At 39.3% G+C, this 21045-nt stretch carries 21 protein-coding genes; 15 read left to right on the top strand and 6 right to left on the bottom strand.

What is annotated here, in order from left to right; genetic code table 11:
* Positions 1-9 precede the first annotated feature (9 nt).
* Together JK629_RS05350 and JK629_RS05345 are read right to left on the bottom strand one after the other, a co-directional pair.
* Positions 10-309: an antibiotic biosynthesis monooxygenase family protein gene (locus JK629_RS05350; protein WP_202337582.1), complete on the bottom strand. Its 300-nt coding sequence runs from the start codon at positions 307-309 to the stop codon at positions 10-12.
* The gene (locus tag JK629_RS05345; protein WP_202337581.1) at positions 310-1374 is read right to left on the bottom strand and encodes an isoaspartyl peptidase/L-asparaginase family protein; all 1065 of its coding nucleotides are present in this window, start codon (positions 1372-1374) and stop codon (positions 310-312) included.
* A gap of 203 nt (positions 1375-1577) precedes the next feature.
* Between JK629_RS05345 and JK629_RS05340 the strand changes: the two genes are divergently transcribed.
* From JK629_RS05340 to amaB, 3 genes are all read left to right on the top strand, one after another.
* Positions 1578-2087 (top strand): CAP domain-containing protein, encoded by a 510-nt coding sequence (locus tag JK629_RS05340; protein ID WP_202337580.1) that lies wholly within the window; start codon positions 1578-1580, stop codon positions 2085-2087.
* A 65-nt stretch (positions 2088-2152) separates the two neighbouring features.
* On the top strand, positions 2153-2689 hold the full coding sequence (locus tag JK629_RS05335) for a 3-hydroxyanthranilate 3,4-dioxygenase (protein WP_202337579.1): 537 nt from the start codon (positions 2153-2155) through the stop codon (positions 2687-2689).
* Positions 2690-2787: 98 nt separating this feature from the next.
* Positions 2788-4341: an L-piperidine-6-carboxylate dehydrogenase gene (gene amaB, locus JK629_RS05330; protein ID WP_202337578.1), complete on the top strand. Its 1554-nt coding sequence runs from the start codon at positions 2788-2790 to the stop codon at positions 4339-4341.
* Between the two features lie 54 nt (positions 4342-4395).
* Here the strand turns inward: amaB and JK629_RS05325 are convergent, their stop codons facing one another.
* From JK629_RS05325 to JK629_RS05310, 4 genes are all read right to left on the bottom strand, one after another.
* The gene (locus JK629_RS05325) at positions 4396-5385 is read right to left on the bottom strand and encodes an acyl-ACP desaturase (protein WP_202337577.1); all 990 of its coding nucleotides are present in this window, start codon (positions 5383-5385) and stop codon (positions 4396-4398) included.
* 64 nt (positions 5386-5449) lie between these two features.
* Positions 5450-6178, bottom strand: a complete 729-nt coding sequence (locus tag JK629_RS05320) for a metallophosphoesterase family protein (RefSeq protein ID WP_202338000.1) — start codon at positions 6176-6178, stop codon at positions 5450-5452.
* Positions 6179-7315 carry an ATP-binding protein gene (locus JK629_RS05315; protein WP_202337576.1) on the bottom strand — a complete coding sequence of 379 codons (1137 nt, stop codon included), beginning with the start codon at positions 7313-7315 and terminating at the stop codon, positions 6179-6181.
* Positions 7312-8067, bottom strand: coding sequence for an SDR family NAD(P)-dependent oxidoreductase (locus JK629_RS05310; RefSeq protein ID WP_202337575.1), 756 nt, complete (start codon positions 8065-8067; stop codon positions 7312-7314). The genes JK629_RS05315 and JK629_RS05310 overlap by 4 nt, the downstream gene beginning before the upstream one ends.
* A 139-nt stretch (positions 8068-8206) precedes the next feature.
* On the opposite strand from JK629_RS05310, the gene JK629_RS05305 reads away from it, so the two are divergent.
* From JK629_RS05305 to JK629_RS05250, 12 genes are all read left to right on the top strand, one after another.
* Positions 8207-8992: a DUF4382 domain-containing protein gene (locus tag JK629_RS05305; protein ID WP_202337574.1), complete on the top strand. Its 786-nt coding sequence runs from the start codon at positions 8207-8209 to the stop codon at positions 8990-8992.
* 150 nt (positions 8993-9142) lie between these two features.
* Positions 9143-10147 carry an AAA family ATPase gene (locus JK629_RS05300; protein WP_202337573.1) on the top strand — a complete coding sequence of 335 codons (1005 nt, stop codon included), beginning with the start codon at positions 9143-9145 and terminating at the stop codon, positions 10145-10147.
* 80 nt (positions 10148-10227) lie between these two features.
* On the top strand, positions 10228-11091 hold the full coding sequence (locus JK629_RS05295) for a DUF58 domain-containing protein (protein ID WP_202337572.1): 864 nt from the start codon (positions 10228-10230) through the stop codon (positions 11089-11091).
* A 21-nt stretch (positions 11092-11112) separates the two neighbouring features.
* Positions 11113-12780: a cytochrome c-type biogenesis protein gene (locus tag JK629_RS05290; RefSeq protein WP_202337571.1), complete on the top strand. Its 1668-nt coding sequence runs from the start codon at positions 11113-11115 to the stop codon at positions 12778-12780.
* On the top strand, positions 12770-13774 hold the full coding sequence (locus JK629_RS05285) for a vWA domain-containing protein (RefSeq protein WP_202337570.1): 1005 nt from the start codon (positions 12770-12772) through the stop codon (positions 13772-13774). The genes JK629_RS05290 and JK629_RS05285 overlap by 11 nt, the downstream gene beginning before the upstream one ends.
* Positions 13775-13777: 3 nt before the next feature.
* Positions 13778-14821 (top strand): VWA domain-containing protein, encoded by a 1044-nt coding sequence (locus JK629_RS05280; RefSeq protein WP_202337569.1) that lies wholly within the window; start codon positions 13778-13780, stop codon positions 14819-14821.
* A 1-nt stretch (position 14822) separates the two neighbouring features.
* Complete coding sequence (locus tag JK629_RS05275) at positions 14823-15704, top strand: tetratricopeptide repeat protein (RefSeq protein ID WP_225626143.1); 882 nt, start codon at positions 14823-14825, stop codon at positions 15702-15704.
* A 3-nt stretch (positions 15705-15707) separates the two neighbouring features.
* Positions 15708-17480, top strand: a complete 1773-nt coding sequence (locus JK629_RS05270) for a BatD family protein (protein WP_202337568.1) — start codon at positions 15708-15710, stop codon at positions 17478-17480.
* Between the two features lie 12 nt (positions 17481-17492).
* A complete protein-coding gene (locus JK629_RS05265) occupies positions 17493-18242 on the top strand; it encodes a tetratricopeptide repeat protein (RefSeq protein WP_202337567.1) in 750 nt (249 codons plus the stop codon).
* A gap of 44 nt (positions 18243-18286) precedes the next feature.
* A complete protein-coding gene (locus JK629_RS05260) occupies positions 18287-18604 on the top strand; it encodes a hypothetical protein (protein ID WP_202337566.1) in 318 nt (105 codons plus the stop codon).
* A 143-nt stretch (positions 18605-18747) separates the two neighbouring features.
* A complete protein-coding gene (locus JK629_RS05255) occupies positions 18748-20328 on the top strand; it encodes a SulP family inorganic anion transporter (RefSeq protein WP_202337565.1) in 1581 nt (526 codons plus the stop codon).
* 33 nt (positions 20329-20361) lie between these two features.
* Positions 20362-20991, top strand: a complete 630-nt coding sequence (locus tag JK629_RS05250) for a carbonic anhydrase family protein (protein WP_202337564.1) — start codon at positions 20362-20364, stop codon at positions 20989-20991.
* Positions 20992-21045 lie beyond the last annotated feature (54 nt).

The raw sequence follows: 21045 nt of genomic DNA, 5'->3' as shown, positions 1-21045 counted from the left end.
TATTGGCTGTCAACGTTCAAACTCATACTCCCTTTCTACTTTACAAATCCGCACTTTATAATAAGAATACCATTGTTTCCGACCTTTTTGCTGCGCAGTTAAATGATCAAGATTCGCTTTCCAGTTTTTAATGTTTTCAAGGTTTTGCCAATAGCTTACGGTAATGCCAACTTCGTTTCGCGCACTTTCCATACCTAAAAATCCGGGTTGTTGTTTTGCCAAAGTTTCCATTAAATCTGACATTTCAGAATAACCTTCAATATTTTTGGTTTGACGTGAAGTAAAGATTACGGCGTAATAAGGTTCCATTTATTCTTCTTTGTAGATTTTAATAATCAACTCACCTTTTGAATTCATAGTGGCGCGATACATTCCCGCAGTGTTGAATTCCATTGCCACATTTCCGTCCTTGTCTATGGCAACAATACCGCCATCGCCGCCAAGTTCAGGTACTTTTTTCTGAATGACTTCTCTTGCAGCATCTTGCAAACTCATTCCTTTATATTCCATCAAAGCTGAAATATCATAGGCCACAACAGATCTGATAAAATATTCTCCCCAACCCGTTGAAGAAACTGCACATGTTGCGTTATTAGCATAGGTTCCAGCACCAATAATTGGTGCATCGCCAATGCGGTTCCAGCGTTTGTTTGTCATTCCTCCAGTTGAGGTTCCTGCTGCCAGATTTCCATGTTTGTCCAAGGCTGCACAACCCACGGTCCCGAATTTTGAGTTTTTTAAATAAGAATCTTCAAAAGAAATCTTGTTTTCATTTTGGGCTATTTCCCTTTCCAAAACTCTTTGTAGCGACTCATATCTGTTCTGGGTGTAGAAATAGGAGGTATCCATCATTTTATAATTCAAACTTTGAGCAAATGCTTCCGCACCGGCACCATACAGCATTACATGTTCGCTTTTTTGCATTACATCCCGGGCTAAATCTATTGGGTTTTTAATGTGTTTTACTCCTGCGACAGCTCCAGCATTCAAGGTAGCGCCATCCATTATTGAGGCATCCAGCTCATTCGACTCATCATGTGTAAAGACCGCGCCCTTTCCCGCGTTGAATAAAGGTGAGTTTTCCATTATATTAATAGTATGGGTAACGGCCTCTAAAGAAGTTCCGCCGTTTTTCAAGATGTCATAACCAGTGGAAATAGCTTCCTTAAGTTTCGCTTTATATGCTGTTTCCAAGGAATCGCTCATATTTTCTTTAAGAATGGTTCCGGCTCCCCCATGAATGACGATTCCGAAGTTTTCTTCATTTATTATTGTATTTTTAGAAGTATGTATGGCAGCTGAACTATGTTTTTCTTCGTTTTTGCATCCAAAACACAAAAAAATAGCGATTAAAAATGTTAAATTTTTTACCATATTTACTTTTTGATTTATTACGAAGATAAAGTAAAAATACAATGTTTATAGTACTTCAACAAAATTTTAAAGTATCTCTTGTTTTAAAAAAAATATCTTTTATCCGATAAAGTGCAACATTTTTTCGATTAAAAGCATTTTCGTATCATTTTTTTTATATATTTGAATCGACATCAAGCCCCAAATCTGGTGTCCCCCAAATTATGAACCTACTAAAAAGCAACCTACTTGCAATGGCATTGTTATGCCTAGTGATTACCTCTTGTTCAAAAGAGGATTCTGTTGAAGTTGAAGCCACTAAATACGACATTGATTTAACTTTGGCTCAAAGAAATGACAGCCAAATGTCAGCTGAAATCTTAAGTTTAGTAAATGATCATCGTGCGTCCTTAGGCCTTTCTGTGCTCAAAATGGACTCCCAATACGCTTCTGCATTCGCTGTAGATCATACTGAATATATGATTGAAAAAGAACAGATAAATCACGACAATTTCGGGTACCGTTCAGAAGGAATTAAATATCATGACAATGCCGAAGTGGTAGGGGAAAACGTAGCTTATGGCTACGATACTGCTGAAGCCGTTGTAAATGCCTGGCTAAACAGCCCAGGGCACAAAGCAATCATAGAAGGTAATTATACACATACCGGATTTGGAGTAATGAAATGTGCCAAAGGCCGAAGCTACTTCACTCAGCTATTTTATAGAAAGTAACCTCACATCCCTTTTTCTATTAGCGCATTTTGCCGTATTTTTACGTAACAGTTAAAGATACGGCAATGGCTATTAAGAAACCTTTCAACCTCAATAAATGGATTGAGGAAAACCGCGACCTGCTGAAACCACCAGTGGGCAATAAGAATTTATACGTTGAATCTGACGATTATATCGTAATGATAGTCGCAGGTCCCAATGCCCGAAAGGATTATCACTACAACGAAACCGAGGAGCTTTTTTATCAACTTGAAGGAAATATTCAGGTTGCAATACAGGAAAATGGCGAGAAAAAAGTGATGGAACTTGGTCCTGGCGATATGTATCTCCATCCCGCAAAAGTTCCGCATTCGCCCGGCAGAAGTGCTGGCTCAATCGGTTTGGTCATTGAAAGGAAACGCACAGACCTTGAAGGAAAAGACGGCTTGCTCTGGTTTTGCGACAATTGCAACAATAAATTATATGAAGTTTACTTCCCGCTAAGCAATATTGAAACTGATTTTCTAAAACACTTCAAGCATTTCTACGGAAGCAAAGAGTTGCGAACTTGTGACAAATGCGGAACGGTGATGGAAGCCGACCCTCGTTTCACACAAGATTAACACCGTATTTCCCAAACAGATACTGTTTCATTTTACTTTCTTCAGCGCATTGTGTACCTTTGCGCTTCATAAATTTCAGAATAAAAAATCATAATTATATGCAAGCAACAACCACTTCCTTCGGTATCGAAGAAGCATTGGAACAATTAGGAATTAAGGATGTAAACCAGGGAACTTCCACTGGAAACGAATGGTTTTCAAACGGTGAGGAAATTTCATCTTTTTCACCCGTTGATGGCCAACTCATTGCAAAAGTGAGTACCACTTCCAAAGAAGATTACGAAAAAGTAATGCAAAGTGCAACTTCAGCATTTAAAGACTGGAGACTCAAACCAGCTCCTCAGCGTGGTGAAATTGTACGCCAATTCGGGGAGGAGTTGCGAAGACTAAAAGAACCACTTGGAAAATTAGTTTCTTATGAAATGGGGAAAAGCTATCAAGAAGGTCTCGGTGAAGTGCAGGAAATGATTGATATATGCGACTTTGCAGTAGGTCTCTCCCGCCAACTTCACGGCTTGACGATGCACAGCGAACGCCCCGGCCACAGAATGTATGAGCAATATCATCCGCTTGGCGTGGTTGGAATTATTTCAGCCTTTAACTTTCCGGTAGCCGTTTGGGCTTGGAACACTGCCCTGGCGTGGATTTGCGGTGATGTGTGTGTTTGGAAGCCTTCGGAAAAAACTCCACTTTGTGGAATAGCTTGCCAAAAAATAGCTGCAAAAGTATTTGCTGATAACAATTTGCCTGAAGGTATTTCATGTCTAATCAATGGCGATTATAAAGTTGGTGAAATGATGACGAATGATAAGCGTGTACCTTTGGTATCAGCAACGGGTTCCATCAGAATGGGGAAAATTGTTGCCCAAGCCGTTGCGGGACGTTTAGGAAAATCATTGCTAGAACTTGGAGGAAACAATGCCATTATCGTAACTCCGGATGCAGATATAAAAATGACCGTTATCGGCGCTGTTTTTGGTGCTGTGGGAACTGCAGGACAACGTTGTACCTCAACCCGAAGATTGATAATTCACGATAGTATTTATGACAAAGTGAAAGATGCCGTGGTTGATGCCTATAAGCAACTTCGCATCGGAAATCCATTGGACGAAAAGAATCATGTTGGTCCACTTATTGACAAAGATGCGGTAAAAATGTACAATCAAGCGCTTGAAAAAGTCGTTGCCGAAGGCGGAAATATTATTGTTGAAGGCGGCGTACTGGAAGGTGAAGGTTATGAAAGTGGTTGCTATGTAAAACCAGCAATTGCCGAAGCAGAAAACAGTTTTGAAATTGTACAGCACGAAACTTTCGCTCCTGTTTTATATTTAATGAAATACAGCGGCGAGGTTGAAAATGCAATCGAACTTCAAAATGGAGTGGTTCAAGGATTATCCTCTGCAATTATGACCAACAACCTTCGCGAAGCAGAACGTTTTCTTTCGCACGCTGGTAGCGATTGTGGAATTGCAAACGTAAACATCGGAACCAGCGGTGCTGAAATTGGCGGTGCTTTTGGCGGTGAAAAGGAAACAGGTGGCGGCCGCGAAAGCGGAAGCGATGCCTGGAAAGTATATATGCGCAGACAGACAAATACAATAAACTATACCACTGAGCTTCCATTGGCTCAGGGAATTAAGTTTGATTTGTAGCCATAAATTTAAATGAAAGAAAAAGCCGCTTCAATTGAAGCGGCTTTTTTAGTTTTATACAATCCCATTCGGTTCAACCCATTTAAAGCGGTTGGCATCCTGAGGAATTTTTATTCGTTCGGCAATACGCATCATTCGCGAGGGCAATTTTAGAAGATAATCACGTGCCTTTTCAGCTTCATCGGTCAAGCCATTTATTTTTGAAATTTCCCAATGCGCATTCAATTTTTCAAGAATATCGATATAATCAAAAGTGGTGTAAACGCCCAAACGCTGTGCTGCGTTACTGAAATCATCAAATGCTGAAGCCATTTTCCCACCGCTTTGGCGAAGATTTTGGGCAGGCATAATTATTTTTTTCTGCATCATATCCTGAAACGCAATCATCATTTCGCTAGCGTCATATTCAAAAATGGTTTTTACGAATTCACGATAGGCCAAATGGTGTCGCATTTCATCACCGGCAATAATATTGCACATTTTCGCAAGCATTTTATTGCCTTTCTTTTTTGCAATTTTTCCAACGCGATTGTGCGAAATATTCGTCGCCAATTCTTGAAAACTGGTATAAATAAAATTTCGGTAGGGATCGCGACCCGTCCCCACTTCAAAACCGTCGTTAATTAAATGTTGGGTGGTTTTTTCAACTTCCTTCATATTTACCCTTCCGGATAAATAAAGATATTTATTGAGTGCGTCTCCGTGCCGGTTTTCCTCGCCGGTCCAATGGCGTATCCATTTGCTCCAGCCGTTTCGGCCGTGCTGGTCCACACCTTCCATATCCATCAACCAACTTTCGTAAGTTGGCAGTGCTTCTTCCGTAACCATATCGCCCACCAAAACGATCCAGAAATCGTAGCCCAATTCTTTGGCCTCTTCGCGGATTTGGATAACCTCATCCATATAATTTTCCTTTTGGAAATTAGGTAATAGATCGGTGGGTTGCCATATTTCATCAACGGGAATTAAATATTGGTCAATATAACTGTCAATTTTCTTTTCAACAGTTTGCATTACTTCCAAACGGATATTTTTGAGTGCCATGGTATTTTTTTACAGGTAACCACAAAGATAGGGACTGTACAGCGGAATTTATTATAAAGAAGTATTAATTCCTGCCATTTTCATTTGGATACAGCTTAAAAACAGGTTCGCTCTGCCAAATTTCATTTGAATCCACATCAAGCATCGAAATTTTCCCTTTGAAAGCAGCGCCCGTATCCACATTCCAAACATTGGCGAAATTAGCGGGTTTCTCAAACCCTATACGGGTTACTGGTGTGTGCCCAATATAAATTTCTTTAAAAAGTTTTAGCCGTTTTGGGTATTTATCGTCTTCTCCGGAAATGGAGGGGTCCATCGAGCAGACCATTTCCCAAAGGGTTCGGTCCCAATAGACCATGTTTGGGTAATACTCACTTTGTGGCCCATGCTGATTGGTAAAACCTGCATGGACGAAAAGTCTGTTTTCGGAATCTACGTGATAGTTCACCAAATTTTCAAAAAATTTGAGATGCTTTTTCTTTTCCTTTTCGGAAATTTTCGAATAGCTTTCCACGCTACTCTCCCCTCCCTGACTGAGCCACATCGGGTTTCTTTCACCGAATTTTAAAAATTTATAAAGCAATTCGTCGTGATTTCCGCGAATGAAAATGCAATCATTTTTTTTCGAAAAATCAATTAAATAAGAAACCACTTCGGCAGATTCGCTCCAGCCGTCCACATAATCGCCCACGAAAATATACCTTGTATTCTTCGGAAGATTTGTTGTTTCCAATACTTGTTTTAGAGCTCTAAAACCTCCATGAATATCACCAATTACAACTGTTTTCATAATTTAATTATAACTAACTTTTCTCAAAATGCGCAACGATTCTTTTAAAAGTTGGTACGCTTCCATATCATAATCTCTTAAAAACTCTTTAGCATCCTGCAATTTTTCCTTCGCATCATCAAAATCGTTTAAATAACAGATTAGGTAGGTTGAGGGTAGATTTCGCAAATCTTTTTCTTCGGAAGCGTTCAGCGGAATATTCTTTTTCAGCTTTTCCAAAATTGCATTGTTCGCATTATAAATGTGAAAAAGTGTCTTTTTATTGAATTGCGGAGGCTCAAAAATGAGTTTGGAATCCATATTATACGAACCGTTTTCTTTGAAATGAATGGTCACTTCTTCCAAAGGATAATATTTAAATTGTTCATTCAATCCCAAATGAACATACTCTACGGTTTTAAAATAATCATCATTATATGTAATGCTTATTTCATCCAAAGCCGAATAAAAAAGTCGAACCTGTTCGTTTATCAATTCGATGTCCACCCGTGAATAATAGGTTTTGTCTTTCAGCTTTTTTGGAGTTCCAGCCCAACAGACCACAAATTGTTCCTTAAAAACCTTGTAGTGGCTTTCCAAATCTTTGTGGCGATGGTTAATGAAATCCATCACCCCGTCCAGAGTGAGTTCAATATTATTCTTGGCGGCATTTTCAATGGATCTTACGATTTCTGAATTCACATCTTTTATCTCGATGTCGAAATCCTTCGGCATCGAAATACTGCCATCGCGAAGAAAAATGGAGCCACCCCAATATTTCCAAATGTTTTTGCGAAGCGAAGTTATTTTCCCGTTGGGCCGAATGGTTACCAAGCCCACCACTTTATCTGAAGGCAGATTTGGAAATGCGACGTTTTCATAAATAATCAGTGGCGCATTGGTAAGATACGCATTTACGAGGTTTTGGATTTTGCTGTCGTCAAAAAAATCCACACCCCGAATCTCGTTGGTTTCATCCTCAACGCCAATAACGATAAAGGAATTATTTGCCGGATTGCTATTGCTGAGCGCGCAAATGTGTTTCAGGAATTTTGCTTTTCCTTCTTTCGTGCCGAGGTCAATTTTTCGCTTTTTATCATAGAAACTGCTCTCGTCATTATGGGCGAGCAGGTTTTTGATTAAAAGACGTTTGTTGATCATGACTTATTCACAATTGTAGAAGATGCCTGATCGAGACACATAACCGTCAAATCTGCAATATTTACGTGTGGGGGACGGGTTATGGCAAACCAAATAATGTCTGCAATATCCTCAGGTTTTAATGGTTTATAACCTTTATAGACTTTTTCAGCTCTTTCAGAATCACCTTTAAATCGTACCTTACTAAATTCCGTTTCAACCAATCCGGGGTTTATTGCGCCCACTTTTATTCCTTTGCCGTTCAAATCTAATCGCATGCCTTGGTTTATCGCGTCCACGGCATGTTTACTCGCGCAATAAACGTTGCCTTTTGGATAAACTTCTTTGCCCGCAGTGCTGCCAATATTTATAATGTGGCCGCTTTTCTTTTCAATCATTTTTGGAATAATTGCTTTGCTAACATACAGTAACCCTTTCACATTTATATCCAACATTGCGTCCCAGTCATCCGTATTCCCTTCGTCAATGGTATCCATGCCGTGGGCGTTGCCGGCGTTATTTATTAAAATATTTATTTCAGAAAAGCTGTTGGGAAGTGATCCTATGGCTTTAAAAACTTCTTCTTTATTTCGAACGTCAAAACACAAAGTATATACTTCTGTTAATGTAAAAAGATCTTCCAAAAGTTTTTTCAACCGGTTTTCTCTTCTTCCGCAAAGAATTAATCTCACCCCATTTTGGGCGAAAAGCATTGCTGTTGCCATCCCTATTCCGGAAGTTGCTCCGGTTATTAATGCTGTTTGGTTTTTCATATTACACATTTTTAAAATTACATTGCTGATAAATTTTTTAGGTTAAAATAGGTTAAATCAATAGTTAAAAATTCCTAATAGATTTAAAAACCTATTTGTCATACAATACGTTTGTAAATCTAATTCTAAAACAATCAATATGAAATCCCTATTAAAATTAAGTTTAATTGCATTTTTATTTATTGGTTTTGCATCCTGCAGTAGCGATGATGATTCCAATACGAATGAAGGTAAAGCCAAATTGTCAATAAGGTTGACAGATGCTCCTGGTGATTATGAGAACGTATTTGTAGATGTTCAAGAGGTTGTTATTAAATACAACAATGGCCAAGAAGACCTGAATTTAGGAATAAACGCAGGCATTTATGATCTTTTGGAATTAACCGCCGGTGTTAATGTATTACTATTTAATGATGAAGTTCCCGCAGGTAGTATCAGCCAAATACGTCTAGTTCTGGGAGAACAAAATAACATTGTCGTAGATGGGCAAACATTGCCGCTAGCAACTCCAAGTGCACAACAATCCGGATTAAAAATTCAGGTAAATGAAACACTTGAGGCAGGAATTTTATATGAGTTTATGCTCGATTTTGATGTAGATAAATCAATCGTATCACAAGGTAACGGAGATTACAGTCTAAAACCGGTTATTAGAGCAACAACGGTTGCTGAAAGCGGCGCAATTTCAGGCACTATTGTTCCTCCCGGAATTGTAACAATGATCACTGCGGTTAGTGGAACTACAGAAATTTCAACTTACGCAAACCCTTTAGGTGAATTTTTGTTAAGTGGCGTTCCAGATGGAACTTATACAGTTACTGCCCAAGCAGATGTAAATTTGGGAATTCCACCGGTAGTAATTGAAAATGTAACCGTTGTTCAAGGCGAGGTTACCGCGATAGGCGAAATTAATTTGGAGCCATAAAATTCGAAAACATACCTATTAAAAAAAAGAGGAAAAATAAACTTTTCCTCTTTCTTTATTTTAACCAATCATTAACAGGGTTTTCTGCAATAAATTTTCAATTTGCACCGTCTTTTAATAAAAGCATTCTACATTGAATCTAAATACGGTATGGAAAATACAAATTCGACCTTTGACATTGGGGCATTAAACGAAAAAATTGAACGGGAAAGTGCTTTTGTGGACGTGCTTTCTATGGAAATGAACAAAGTAATTGTAGGCCAGAAACACATGGTGGAACGGCTTATGATAGGGCTTTTGGGCCAAGGGCACATTCTGCTTGAAGGTGTACCAGGACTTGCAAAAACCCTCGCAATCAACACACTTGCAAAAGCAGTTCACGGCACCTTTAGCCGAATTCAGTTTACGCCAGATTTGCTTCCTGCCGATGTTGTGGGAACGCTTATTTACAATATGAAAGTAAACGATTTCAGTATAAAAAAAGGACCTATTTTCGCCAATTTCGTCCTTGCTGACGAGATTAACCGTGCTCCCGCAAAAGTACAATCCGCACTTTTAGAGGCAATGCAGGAAAAACAGGTTACCATTGGCGAAACCACTTTTACCCTCGACAAACCATTTTTGGTAATGGCAACCCAAAACCCAATTGAGCAAGAGGGAACCTACCCATTGCCAGAAGCACAGGTTGACCGTTTTATGCTAAAGACGGTTATAAAATACCCACAACTAGCTGAAGAGCAACTCATTATCCGTCAAAATTTAAAAGGCGCTTACGAACAGATTAATCCGGTTGCCACCATAGACCAAATACTGAGGGCTCAAGCTGCTGTTCGTGAGGTATATATGGATGAAAAGATTGAAAAATATATCCTCGATATCATATTCGCTACAAGAAGCCCTGAGAAGTTTGGCTTAGCAGATTTAAAACCACTTATCAATTTTGGGGCTTCCCCACGCGGAAGTATCAACCTCGCCATTGCCGCAAAATGTTACGCATTTATCCGCCGTCGCGGTTATGTAGTGCCAGAGGATGTTCGCGCTGTAGTACACGATGTACTTCGCCACAGAATTGGCATCACTTACGAAGCCGAAGCCGAAAATATTACTTCCGAGGAAATCATTAACAAGATTGTTAATGTAATTGAAGTACCGTAAAAAGTATGCAGTCGTAGTATCCGGTATAAAATTTTAAACTTTTGCTGAATGCTAATCACTGAACACTGACTACTGGAACAATGGATACAAAGGAACTTCTTAAAAAAGTACGTAAAATCGAGATCAAAACACGTCGGTTGAGCGATCACGTGTTTGGTGGCGAATATCACAGTACTTTTAAGGGACGCGGGATGACGTTCAGCGAAGTACGCCAATATCAATTTGGCGACGATGTGCGTAATATTGACTGGAACGTTACCGCACGCTACAACGAACCCTTTGTAAAAGTTTTTGAGGAAGAGCGCGAGCTTACGTTGATGTTGATGGTAGATATCAGCGGTTCCGAGTTCTTTGGAACGCAGGAACAGTTCAAAAATGAAATTATTACTGAAATTGCCGCCACACTAGCTTTTTCAGCAATGCAGAACAACGACAAAACGGGACTGATTCTTTTTTCAGATGAAATAGAACTTTACATTCCCCCGAAAAAAGGCAAGTCGCACGTGCTTAGGATTATTCGCGAATTAATTGAGTTTAAACCCAAAAGCAACAAAACCGATATCGCCAACGCCTTAAAATTTTTAAGCAGTGTAATGAAGAAGAAAGCCATTGTTTTTGTGCTTTCAGATTTTATTGCAGATAATTACCGCGACACTTTAAAAATCGCCGCCAAAAAGCACGATGTTACGGGAATCAGAATTTACGACAAAGCCGAGGAAAACATACCAAATCTGGGAATGGTGCAAATGCAAGACCAAGAGACCGGAGAACTTTTACTGGTAAACACAGGGTCAAAAAGTGTGCGCAACCAATATTACAGTTACCATCGCGAAAGGGTGGATTATTTCACCGAATCGTTTACAAAAAGTGGCGCAGGCGCTTTGAGTACAAGGGTTGACGAAAGTTATGTAAAAAAATTGTTGGGGTATTTTAAGAGACGTTAGATTTTAGACGTGAGATTTGAGATGATAGACTTTAGACAAAATAGTAATTACAAAAACCGAAATTTTAAATTTCAAGGAAACAGCTATTTTCTTTTTTCTACATTCTTTTTTCTCTTTTCCTTCTTATCCCATGCTCAAGTAACCTCATCCATCGATTCCACAAAAATTAAGATTGGCGAGGAAATACTTTACACCATAAACGTACAGGCAGACTCAACCGATGTTGTGGTCTTTCCAGAAGAGCAAACGTTTGCACCTTTGGAAATGATTGAATCCTATAAAACGGACACTACTTTTGAAGCTTCAAAACTACGCCTAATCAAAAAATATGGGTTAACGCAATTTGACAGCGGCCATTACACCATTCCCCCGCAGCGCATTTTCATCAACAACAAACCATTTTTGACCGATTCCATAAAGGTGGAAGTGGCTGATGTTCCCGTTGATACGACCAAACAAAAAATGTTCGACATAAAACCAGCGGTGGAAGTGAAAAGCCCGCCGTTTGATTGGTTGTCGCTTTTGTATTGGTTGGTTCCTATTTTACTGATTGTTGGGATTGCCATTTATCTCTTCCGAAGAAAAAAACGAAAAGAAGCCGCCGAAAAGCAATTGCCGCCCTATGAAGAAGCAATCGTCGCATTAAAATCTTTGGACAACAGCCAACTTCTAAAAGAAAACAAAAGCAAGGAATATTACAGCAGCCTCACCGAAATCGTAAAACGATATTTAGACCGCGAAGTTGATGAAGCCGCTTTGGAAAGCACCAGCGATGAGCTTATCACACGCCTGATGATGCACAAAGACGCGGGGAATTTCGACTTTGATTTAGAAACCATCCGCAAGCTGGAGGCAATTTTTAAACGTGCCGATTTGGTGAAATTTGCCAAAATGAACCAAGAGTCCGGGCAAGCCGAAGTGGATAGAAAAACAATTGAGGAAATCATCAACGAAACCCACGAAGCCGTTCCCGAGCCTACTGAAGAAGAGCTTTTGGCCAATCAGGAATACCTTGAAAAACTTCAGAAAAAACGCCAGCGCAGAAAGTGGATTTTGGGAATATCGGGCGTTCTCGCAGCAGTGGTTTTGGCAGGGGTTATTTACGGAGCCGTTTCGGGTTTCGATAATTTAAAAGATAAGGTTTTGGGCAATGACCTCCGCGAGCTCACCGAAGGCAGATGGATAAAGAGCGAATACGGCAATCCGGCAGTAATTTTGGAAACGCCAGAAGTACTTGTTCGCGCAGAAGCACCGATAACCAATGCCGATAAAAGTGCGGTGATTGGCAAAGACTTTTTCACCTATGGCGAAATGAATTCCCCGCTTTACATTATGGTTTCTACGACGCAATTCAGCCAAAAACAGGACATTGCCTTGGAAACGGCACTAGATGCAGTTTTGGACGACCTGGAACAGAGTGGCGCCAAAAATATGATCGTAAAACGCGATGATTTTGAAACCGAAAAAGGCATAAAAGGTTTAAAAGCCTACGGCGAATTCAATGTGCAGGTTTCAGAAAACAAAGTATTGAAGCAGAAAAGCACCTACGAATTGTTACTTTTCGCACAGCAAAATGGCTTGCAGGAAGTGTTGATTGTGTATCAGGACGATGGAAAATACGCCGAAGAAATATTAAAACGAATTGAAGCTTCCATAGAGCTTGAAATTTCAGAGAAAGATGGGCAGTAATTTCGAATTTGTAAATCCGCAGTTTTTCTGGTTGTTCCTCATACTTCCAGTGCTCGTGTTATGGTATTTATGGAAACGGAAACAGCAAACCGCTTCACTAAAAATCTCCAGCATCAGCGGTTTCAAATCTGGAAAAAATTGGTTGGCGCGTTTAAAACCTTTACTTTTTGCACTTCGCCTTTTAGCCCTTTCTGCATTGATTGTGGCCTTGGCACGCCCTCGCACCGTTGACGAATCTACAAAAACAAAAACTACCCGCGGGATTGATATCGTGATGGCAATAGACGTTTCGGCAAGTATGCTGGCACGCGATTTAAAACCAAACCGTTTGGAAGCTTTGAAAACAGTAGCTGCGCGTTTTATCAATGGTCGCCCAAATGACAGAATTGGATTGGTAGAATATGCTGGTGAGAGTTACACCCGCACGCCGTTAACCAGCGATAAAAGCATCGTGCTTTCTTCCTTGAAGAATATAATCTACAATACCACCATTGAAGGCGGAACTGCAATTGGTTCTGGTTTGGCAACAGCGGTAAACCGTTTAAAGGAAAGCCGTGCAAAAAGCAAAGTGATTATTTTATTGACGGACGGCGTAAACAATTCAGGATTCATCGACCCCAAAATAGCGAGTGAACTTGCGGTGGAATTTGGGATAAAGGTATATACCATTGGTTTGGGAAGCAATGGTATGGCAATGTCACCCATAGGCATTCGTCCAGACGGTGGATTTCAATATGGAAATGTACAAGTTGAAATTGACGAAGCCCTGCTGAAAGAAATTGCTGAAAAAACTGGCGGCCAGTATTTTCGGGCAACTAGCAATACCAAACTGGAGCAGATTTACGAAGAAATCAACAAACTTGAAAAAACAGATATTGAAGAATTCAAATACACAAATTATAACGAAATGTTCCGTTCCTGGGCCATTTTCGCATTGATATTAATTGCGTTTGAGTTTTTGTTGCGAACAACACTATTTAAAGGATTTTTATAAGAAATGTATCAATTAGAGCAACCCATATACTTCTACATTCTCTTCGCCATACCGGTGATTGTGGTTGTTTTTCTATTGCTTTTGGTTTGGAAAAGGAAAGTTCAAAAGCGTTTTGTTGACAAAGAACTTTTGAAAAAATTAAGCCCTAACCGTTCACTTTTCAAATCTGTTTTAAAAGTTTTGCTGCTCTGTTTGGCCGTTGCCTGTTTGAGCTTTGCATTGGTAAATCCTAAAATAGGGACCAAGCTGGAAACCGTAAAACGCGAAGGGGTGGATATTGTTTTTGCTTTAGACGTTTCAAAAAGTATGTTGGCGGAAGACATTGCGCCCAACCGTTTGGAAAAAGCAAAACAGCTTATCATTCAAGTAATCAACGGGCTTGCCGGAGATAGAATTGGTATAATTGGTTACGCTGGAAGTGCTTTCCCACAGGTTCCAATTACATCAGATTTTTCATCTGCAAAACTATTTTTGAACGGTATGAATACTGATATGGTTTCTTCTCAAGGAACCGCCATTACCCAAGCCATCGAAATGGCACAAACTTTTTATGACGATGAAGAGCAGACCAATCGCGTGCTTTTCATCATTTCAGACGGAGAGGACCACGAAGGCAATGTTTCAGAATATGCCGAAGAGGCTGCCGAAAAAGGCATCCGTATTTTTACCATTGGCGTGGGAACTTTGGAAGGTGGACCCATTCCTATCAAAGAAAATGGCGTGCTTCAATATTACAAACGCGACCAAAATAACGAGCAGGTAATCACCCGTTTAAGTGAAGAAACTCTTAAAGAGATTGCTAATACCGCTAATGGTGATTATATTGACGGCACAAACACAAAAGTGGTTGTTGACCAAGTAAAAGCCATTCTAAATGGAATGGATAAAAAGGAGTTTGAAGCTAAGCAATTTACTGATTTTAAGGACCAGTTTCAGTGGTTTTTGGCTGGGGCATTATTTTTGTTGGTTCTGGATGTATTCCTTTTGGAACGCCAAACAGCGTGGCTCAAAAAGTTGAATTTGTTTAACGAAAGGGAAAAGCAATAAAATGATGTTTGTAGATAGAATGTTTTTTCAGAATAAAAGTGCGCGAAGAATTGCAATGGTCCTTTGTGCTGCCATTTTCTCATTGAATTTATTTGCACAGCCTCAAAATAAGGAACAAGAAAAAGAACTGAAGGCTGCCCAGAATTATTTAAGTGAAGCCCAGCAAGCGCTTCAAAAGGATAAATTTCCTGTTGCCGAGGCAGATTACAGAAAAGCCATTTCGCTCAACCCACAAAGCGAAACCGCAAAATACAATCTGGGAACTGCTTATTACGGAAAAGAAAAAAATGCCGAGGCTATGCTTCGTTTTAAACAAGCCGCCACCACTGCAACTACAAAGCCTGAAAAGCACAAAGCTTTCCACAATTTAGGAAATACGTATATGAATGAGAAAAAATATACCGAAGCTGTGGAAGCTTATAAAAATGCGCTTCGCAACAACCCCAACGATGACGAAACGCGGTATAATTTAGCATTGGCGAAGGATATGTTAGAAAAAAATCCGCCACCACCCCAAGACGATAATAAGGACGATAAAGAGCAAAACAAGGATAACCAAGACCAGGATAAAAAAGACCAACAAAACCAAGACAATAAAAATAACGAGGGCGACAAAGGCGACGAGAAAGACGAAAAGGACAAGGGTGACCAAAACGAAGATAAGAAAGAAGGCGATGAAGACAAGGACCAAGGCAAGCCCGACAAGCCAAAAGATGAGGAGGGCGACAAGCCTCAACAACAGCAACCAGTGCCCGGACAACTTTCCCCCCAGCAAGTTAAAAGTCTTTTGGAAGCAATGAACAACGAAGAGAAAAAAACACAGGATAAGATAAATGCCGAAAAACAAAAAGGCGCAAAAGTGAGAACGGATAAAGATTGGTAGACTATGAAGATGAAGAGTATTTTATTCCTTTTAGGATTTGTACTGTGCAGTATCACGGTTACGGCACAGGTTCAGTTTGATGCCAAGGTTAGCAAAAAAAAACTTGGAATAAACGAGCGTTTACGAATAGATTTTGAAATGAACCAAGATGGCGATAATTTTAGACCGCCAAGTTTTGATGGTTTCCGCGTAGTTGGTGGGCCCAACCAATCCATTAGCAATTCTTGGATAAATGGCAAGCGAAGTTTTTCAAAAACATATTCTTATTTTTTGTCTCCGCAAACCCGCGGAAAAATTACCATTGCACAAGCAACCATTGAAATAGAAGGCGAAACCTATAAAACCCTTCCTGTTGAAGTGGAAGTGACTGCCGCTGTGGAAGTGCCAAAAGACGGTAACAATGCCGATTATGTAGCCAGTGAGAATGTACATTTGGTTGCGGAAGTTTCAAATTCCAATCCATACTTAAATGAAGCACTTACTGTTACCTACAAACTTTATGTTTCGCACGATGTAAGTATTACCAGTCAATGGCGTGAGATTGACACCCCAAAATACGCCGATTTCTGGAGCCAGAATATTGACAATCAAAACAATTTTAAGGTTTATGAAGGCAAGTACAATGGCGAGAATTATCGATACGTTGTGTTAAGAACTACGGTACTTTATCCACAGAAAACAGGCGAGTTGGAAATAGAACCACTTACGCTGGATATTCCCATTGACGTACAGGGGAACCGCCGCGACATCTTTGGCCGCAGGCTGATGGAACGTGTAAATAAAACCATTTCGGCAGGAAAACGTACCATTAATGTGAAACCGCTTCCCCTAGAAGGCAAGCCGGATGGTTTCAACGGTGCCGTGGGCGATTTCACTTTTGATGTAAACACCAATAAAACCCAACTAAACGCTAACGAATCACTTCAATTGGACGTGAAAGTTTCGGGTAAAGGCAATTTAAAATTGTTCACCCTTCCCACGGTAAAACTTCCCAATACCTTAGAAGTTTATGAGCCCGAACACAGCGAAAGCGTAAACACAAGCATCGGCGGAATGTCTGGCTCCGTTATGGATTCTTATACTGTGGTTCCTCAATTCAAGGGAACCTATCCTGTGAACCCCATTACCTTTTCTTTTTTTGATCCGAAGACCGAAAAATATAGAACCATTACTTCAAAAGAATTTACCATTGAAGTGGAAAATGGGCCAATAAGTTCGGCTACTGCCAATACCAATTCCAACGATGCGAAAAAGCAAGTTGTACTTTCAAAGGACAATTTCAAATACATAAAATTAGATGCCAACCTAGAGCCGATTGCACAGAAAAGTTTTTTTAAATCACCACTGTTTTGGTCGCTTTTGGGCGGGCCGTTCTTGCTGATTCCCCTATTCATCCTTGCAGGTAAAAAACGTAAAGAGCGCTTAAATGATGTGGAAGGAAACAAATTGCGCCGCGCGAACAAACTTGCCAAAAAATACCTTTCGGAAGCAAAACGGAACATTCAAAACCCAGCTGCTTTTTATGAAGCATTGGAGCGGGCGCTTCACAATTATCTAAAAGCGAAGTTGAATATAGAAACTTCGGAAATGGAAAAGGGTCTTATTTCCAAAATGCTGCTTGAAAGAAATGTGGAAGCACCTACGGTGGAAAGGTTTATTAGTTTGTTGAAAAGCTGCGAATTTGCCCGATATGCTTCGTCTTCCACGGCATCCGTACAACAGGATTACAGCAAGGCGGTGGAAGTGATTTCAAACATTGATAAACAAATACAGTAAAAATTGATGACGATGAAAAAGCTACTGTACATACTTATTTTATTGATTTCTTTCTCCGGAATTGCACAAAATGAAACGCTTTTTGAGCAAGGAAAGGAACACTACAAAAACGGAAAATACCAACAGGCCATCACTTCTTGGATGAAAATTTTGGACAATGGCGAACATTCTGCCGAGCTGTATTTCAATCTGGGTAATGCGCAGTATAAACTAAACCATATTGGCCCTAGTATTTATTATTATGAAAAGGCGCTGCAACTTTCACCCAATGACGAAGACATAAAAAACAACCTTGCATTTGCTGAAAATGCGAAGATCGATTCCATTGAACCATTACCGCAGGCGGTTTTTTCAAAATGGTATAAGAGCATTGCTGAGGTTTTTACATTTGATGGCTGGGCAATAGCAGCAATTATTTTTTCAATTTTCTTTGTTGGGCTGTTCCTCTTTTATTACTTTGCTTTTTCTGAAAGAAGAAAACGCTTGCTTTTTGTGGGCTCCATGTTCGCAGGTTTTTTATTAATCGCTTCGTTGACTATGGCTTTTTTCACTTACGGTGATTATTCAAAAAACCAACCTGCTATTATTTTTGCCAGCGAAATAGAAGTTAAAACGGAACCCACCATGGGCAGCAATGTAGCCTTCACGCTCCACGAAGGAACGAAAGTTCAAATTTCTGCACAGGACGGAAATTGGTTTCGTATCACGTTGGCCGATGGAAAAGACGGGTGGATTCCTGCTTCAGATTTAAAACAACTGTAGTTTTAATATTTAGTTAACAGGATTTTAAGTTCAATCCATTATTTTTGAAATTCTTTAAAAAAAAGCGCTTGCGGATAACCAGTGTATTATTGTTGCTCATCTTTACAAGTTTTCTTGTAACGCCTGCTATTATAAGCCTTTCTGGAAATCAAGCAGATGTTTCTACTTTTTTTTCAATGAATGAAGAAGAAAACTCTATTAAACTTCCCAAACTGATGGTGGAATATCAAATAAATGATTCCAAATCTAGTTTATCCGCAATTCAATTTCTTAAGAAACAAAAGAATTTATTCCAACACTATCTAAACAACTACAAGATGGTTTTTTTGGAAGTAGTATCTCCCCCTCCCAAAATTGCATAAGTATTTATAACAATTAACATTCTTCACTGAAAGGATAAATTGTTTTGATTCCTTTCCGAAAAGACCTCGGAAATATTCCAAAAAATGATTTAAAAATTCAAGTTGCAGATTTCTGTAACTCTAACACATTTGTATAAATTCATATGTTTAAATATTTGAATAAAGATTTACCGGCCAGTCTGGTGGTCTTTTTTGTTGCACTCCCGCTATGTTTGGGAATTGCATTAGCAAGTGGCGCTCCACTATTTTCAGGACTTATTGCCGGAATAATTGGGGGTATCGTTGTGGGCTCTTTGAGTGGCTCTAAAGTTGGTGTAAGTGGACCAGCTGCAGGATTGGCCGCAATTGTTTTAACGGCCATTGGAACCTTGGGCGGCTATGAAAATTTTCTTGTTGCCGTTGTGCTAGGGGGTATTATTCAATTAGTTTTCGGCATTTTAAAAGCCGGTATCATTGGCTATTATTTTCCTTCATCTGTTATAAAAGGAATGCTTACTGGTATTGGGATTATTATTATTTTAAAGCAAATCCCCAACTTTTTTGGCTATGATGAAGAATCAGCGTGGGATCTTGAATTTTTTGAGATCAATGGCGGCAATACATTTTCAGAAATATTTTCTATCATCGGAAATGTTACGCCAGGTGCGGCTTTAATCGGTATTATTAGCTTGATGCTATTGATATTTTGGGAAAAGGTATTAAGTAAAAAAAGTAAGATCTTTAAGATTATTCAAGGTCCTTTTGTGGTTGTAGTTTTAGGCATCGTCTTTTACTTACTTACGCTAGGAAATAATTATCTTTCCCTTGGGGGCAAACATTTGGTTGAAGTTCCAGTTCCACAAGATATCACTTCATTTTTGGGGCAATTCAGCTTTCCAAATTTTGCAGCTATAACCAATCTAGAGGTTTGGGTCGTGGCTTTTACCCTTGCGCTGGTGGCCAGTTTGGAAACACTTTTGTGCGTGGAAGCTTCCGATAAAATTGACCCCGATAAAAATGTAACACCCACCAATAGGGAGTTATTGGCTCAAGGAACCGGAAACATAATTTCTGGATTAATAGGTGGCTTGCCCATTACACAAGTTATTGTTAGAAGTTCCGCAAACGTACAATCTGGCGGAAAGACTAAGTTATCCACTATTTTGCATGGATTTTTTCTATTAATATCGGTAATTCTCATTCCGCGTTTGCTCAATATGATTCCGCTGTCTGTATTGGCGGCAATATTATTAATAGTGGGATACAAGTTGGCAAAACCGTCCTTATTCAAAATAATGTACAATCTTGGTTGGAAACAGTGGGTCCCGTTTATAGTAACGGTACTTGGAATTGTTTTTACCGATTTGTTGGTAGGCATTGGCTTAGGATTAGGAGTCGGCATTGTTGTTATTGTAATCAAAAGTTATCAAAACTCACACTTTCTTCATATTGAAGATAAAAGCAATGGAAAACATAAAATTAAAATGACCCTTGCAGAAGAAGTTACATTTATTAATAAAGGTGCTATTTTGAAGGAATTGGATAGATTGCCAAGAAATACCTATTTAGAATTAGATGTTACCAAAACAAGATTTTTGGATTATGATATTATTGAAATATTGGACGATTTCGCATTTAAAGCCAAAGAGCGAGACATTGATATTAAATTAATTTCTGAACGGGGAGTCTTTGAAAACCCTGAAAGCTTTATAGAATTTTTCAAATTAAGACCTAAAACGGCATAAAAAACACAAATATTATTAAAAACTAAATTTATTATGAAAGCACATACTAGAGAAACACAGGCAACAATGACACCTGAAAAGTCATTACAATATTTAAAAGAAGGAAACCAAAGATTTCAAAACAACCTAAAAGCCAATAGAAACTTATTGGAACAGGTTAATGACACAAGCGATGGGCAATTTCCTTTTGCAACAATTTTAAGTTGTATAGATTCAAGGGTGTCTGCCGAATTGGTATTCGACCAAGGATTGGGCGACATATTCAGTGTAAGAATTGCCGGCAATTTTATTAACGAAGATATTCTGGGAAGCATGGAATTTGCCTGCAAATTAGCTGGAACAAAATTATTGGTCGTGTTGGGCCATACCAGTTGTGGCGCAGTAAAAGGAGCTTGCGATGATGCCAAAATGGGTAATTTAACAGGCATGCTTGCAAAAATTAAACCCGCAGTTGACGCGGTGAAAACTCCAGAGGACCAAAGCTTAAGAAACTCTAAAAACCTAGAATTTGTAGATGCTGTTTCAGAAAAAAATGTGAAGCTCGCCATTGATAAAATTAGAAGCTTAAGTCCAATCTTAAAAGAAATGGAAGATAAAAATGAAATTGACATTGTAGGCGCAATGTATGATATCAACTCGGGAGCGGTTACTTTTTTTGAATAAAAAGGTATTTGCTGTATAAGTTAAAGCCTAAAAATTAATACCGATAGCGTTAGC

It is taken from the genome of Aequorivita iocasae, assembly GCF_016757735.1.
Taxonomy (GTDB): Bacteria; Bacteroidota; Bacteroidia; order Flavobacteriales; family Flavobacteriaceae; genus Aequorivita; species Aequorivita iocasae.
Note: the sequence above shows the minus strand (reverse complement) of the source record. Positions and strands in the feature narration are given on the sequence as shown.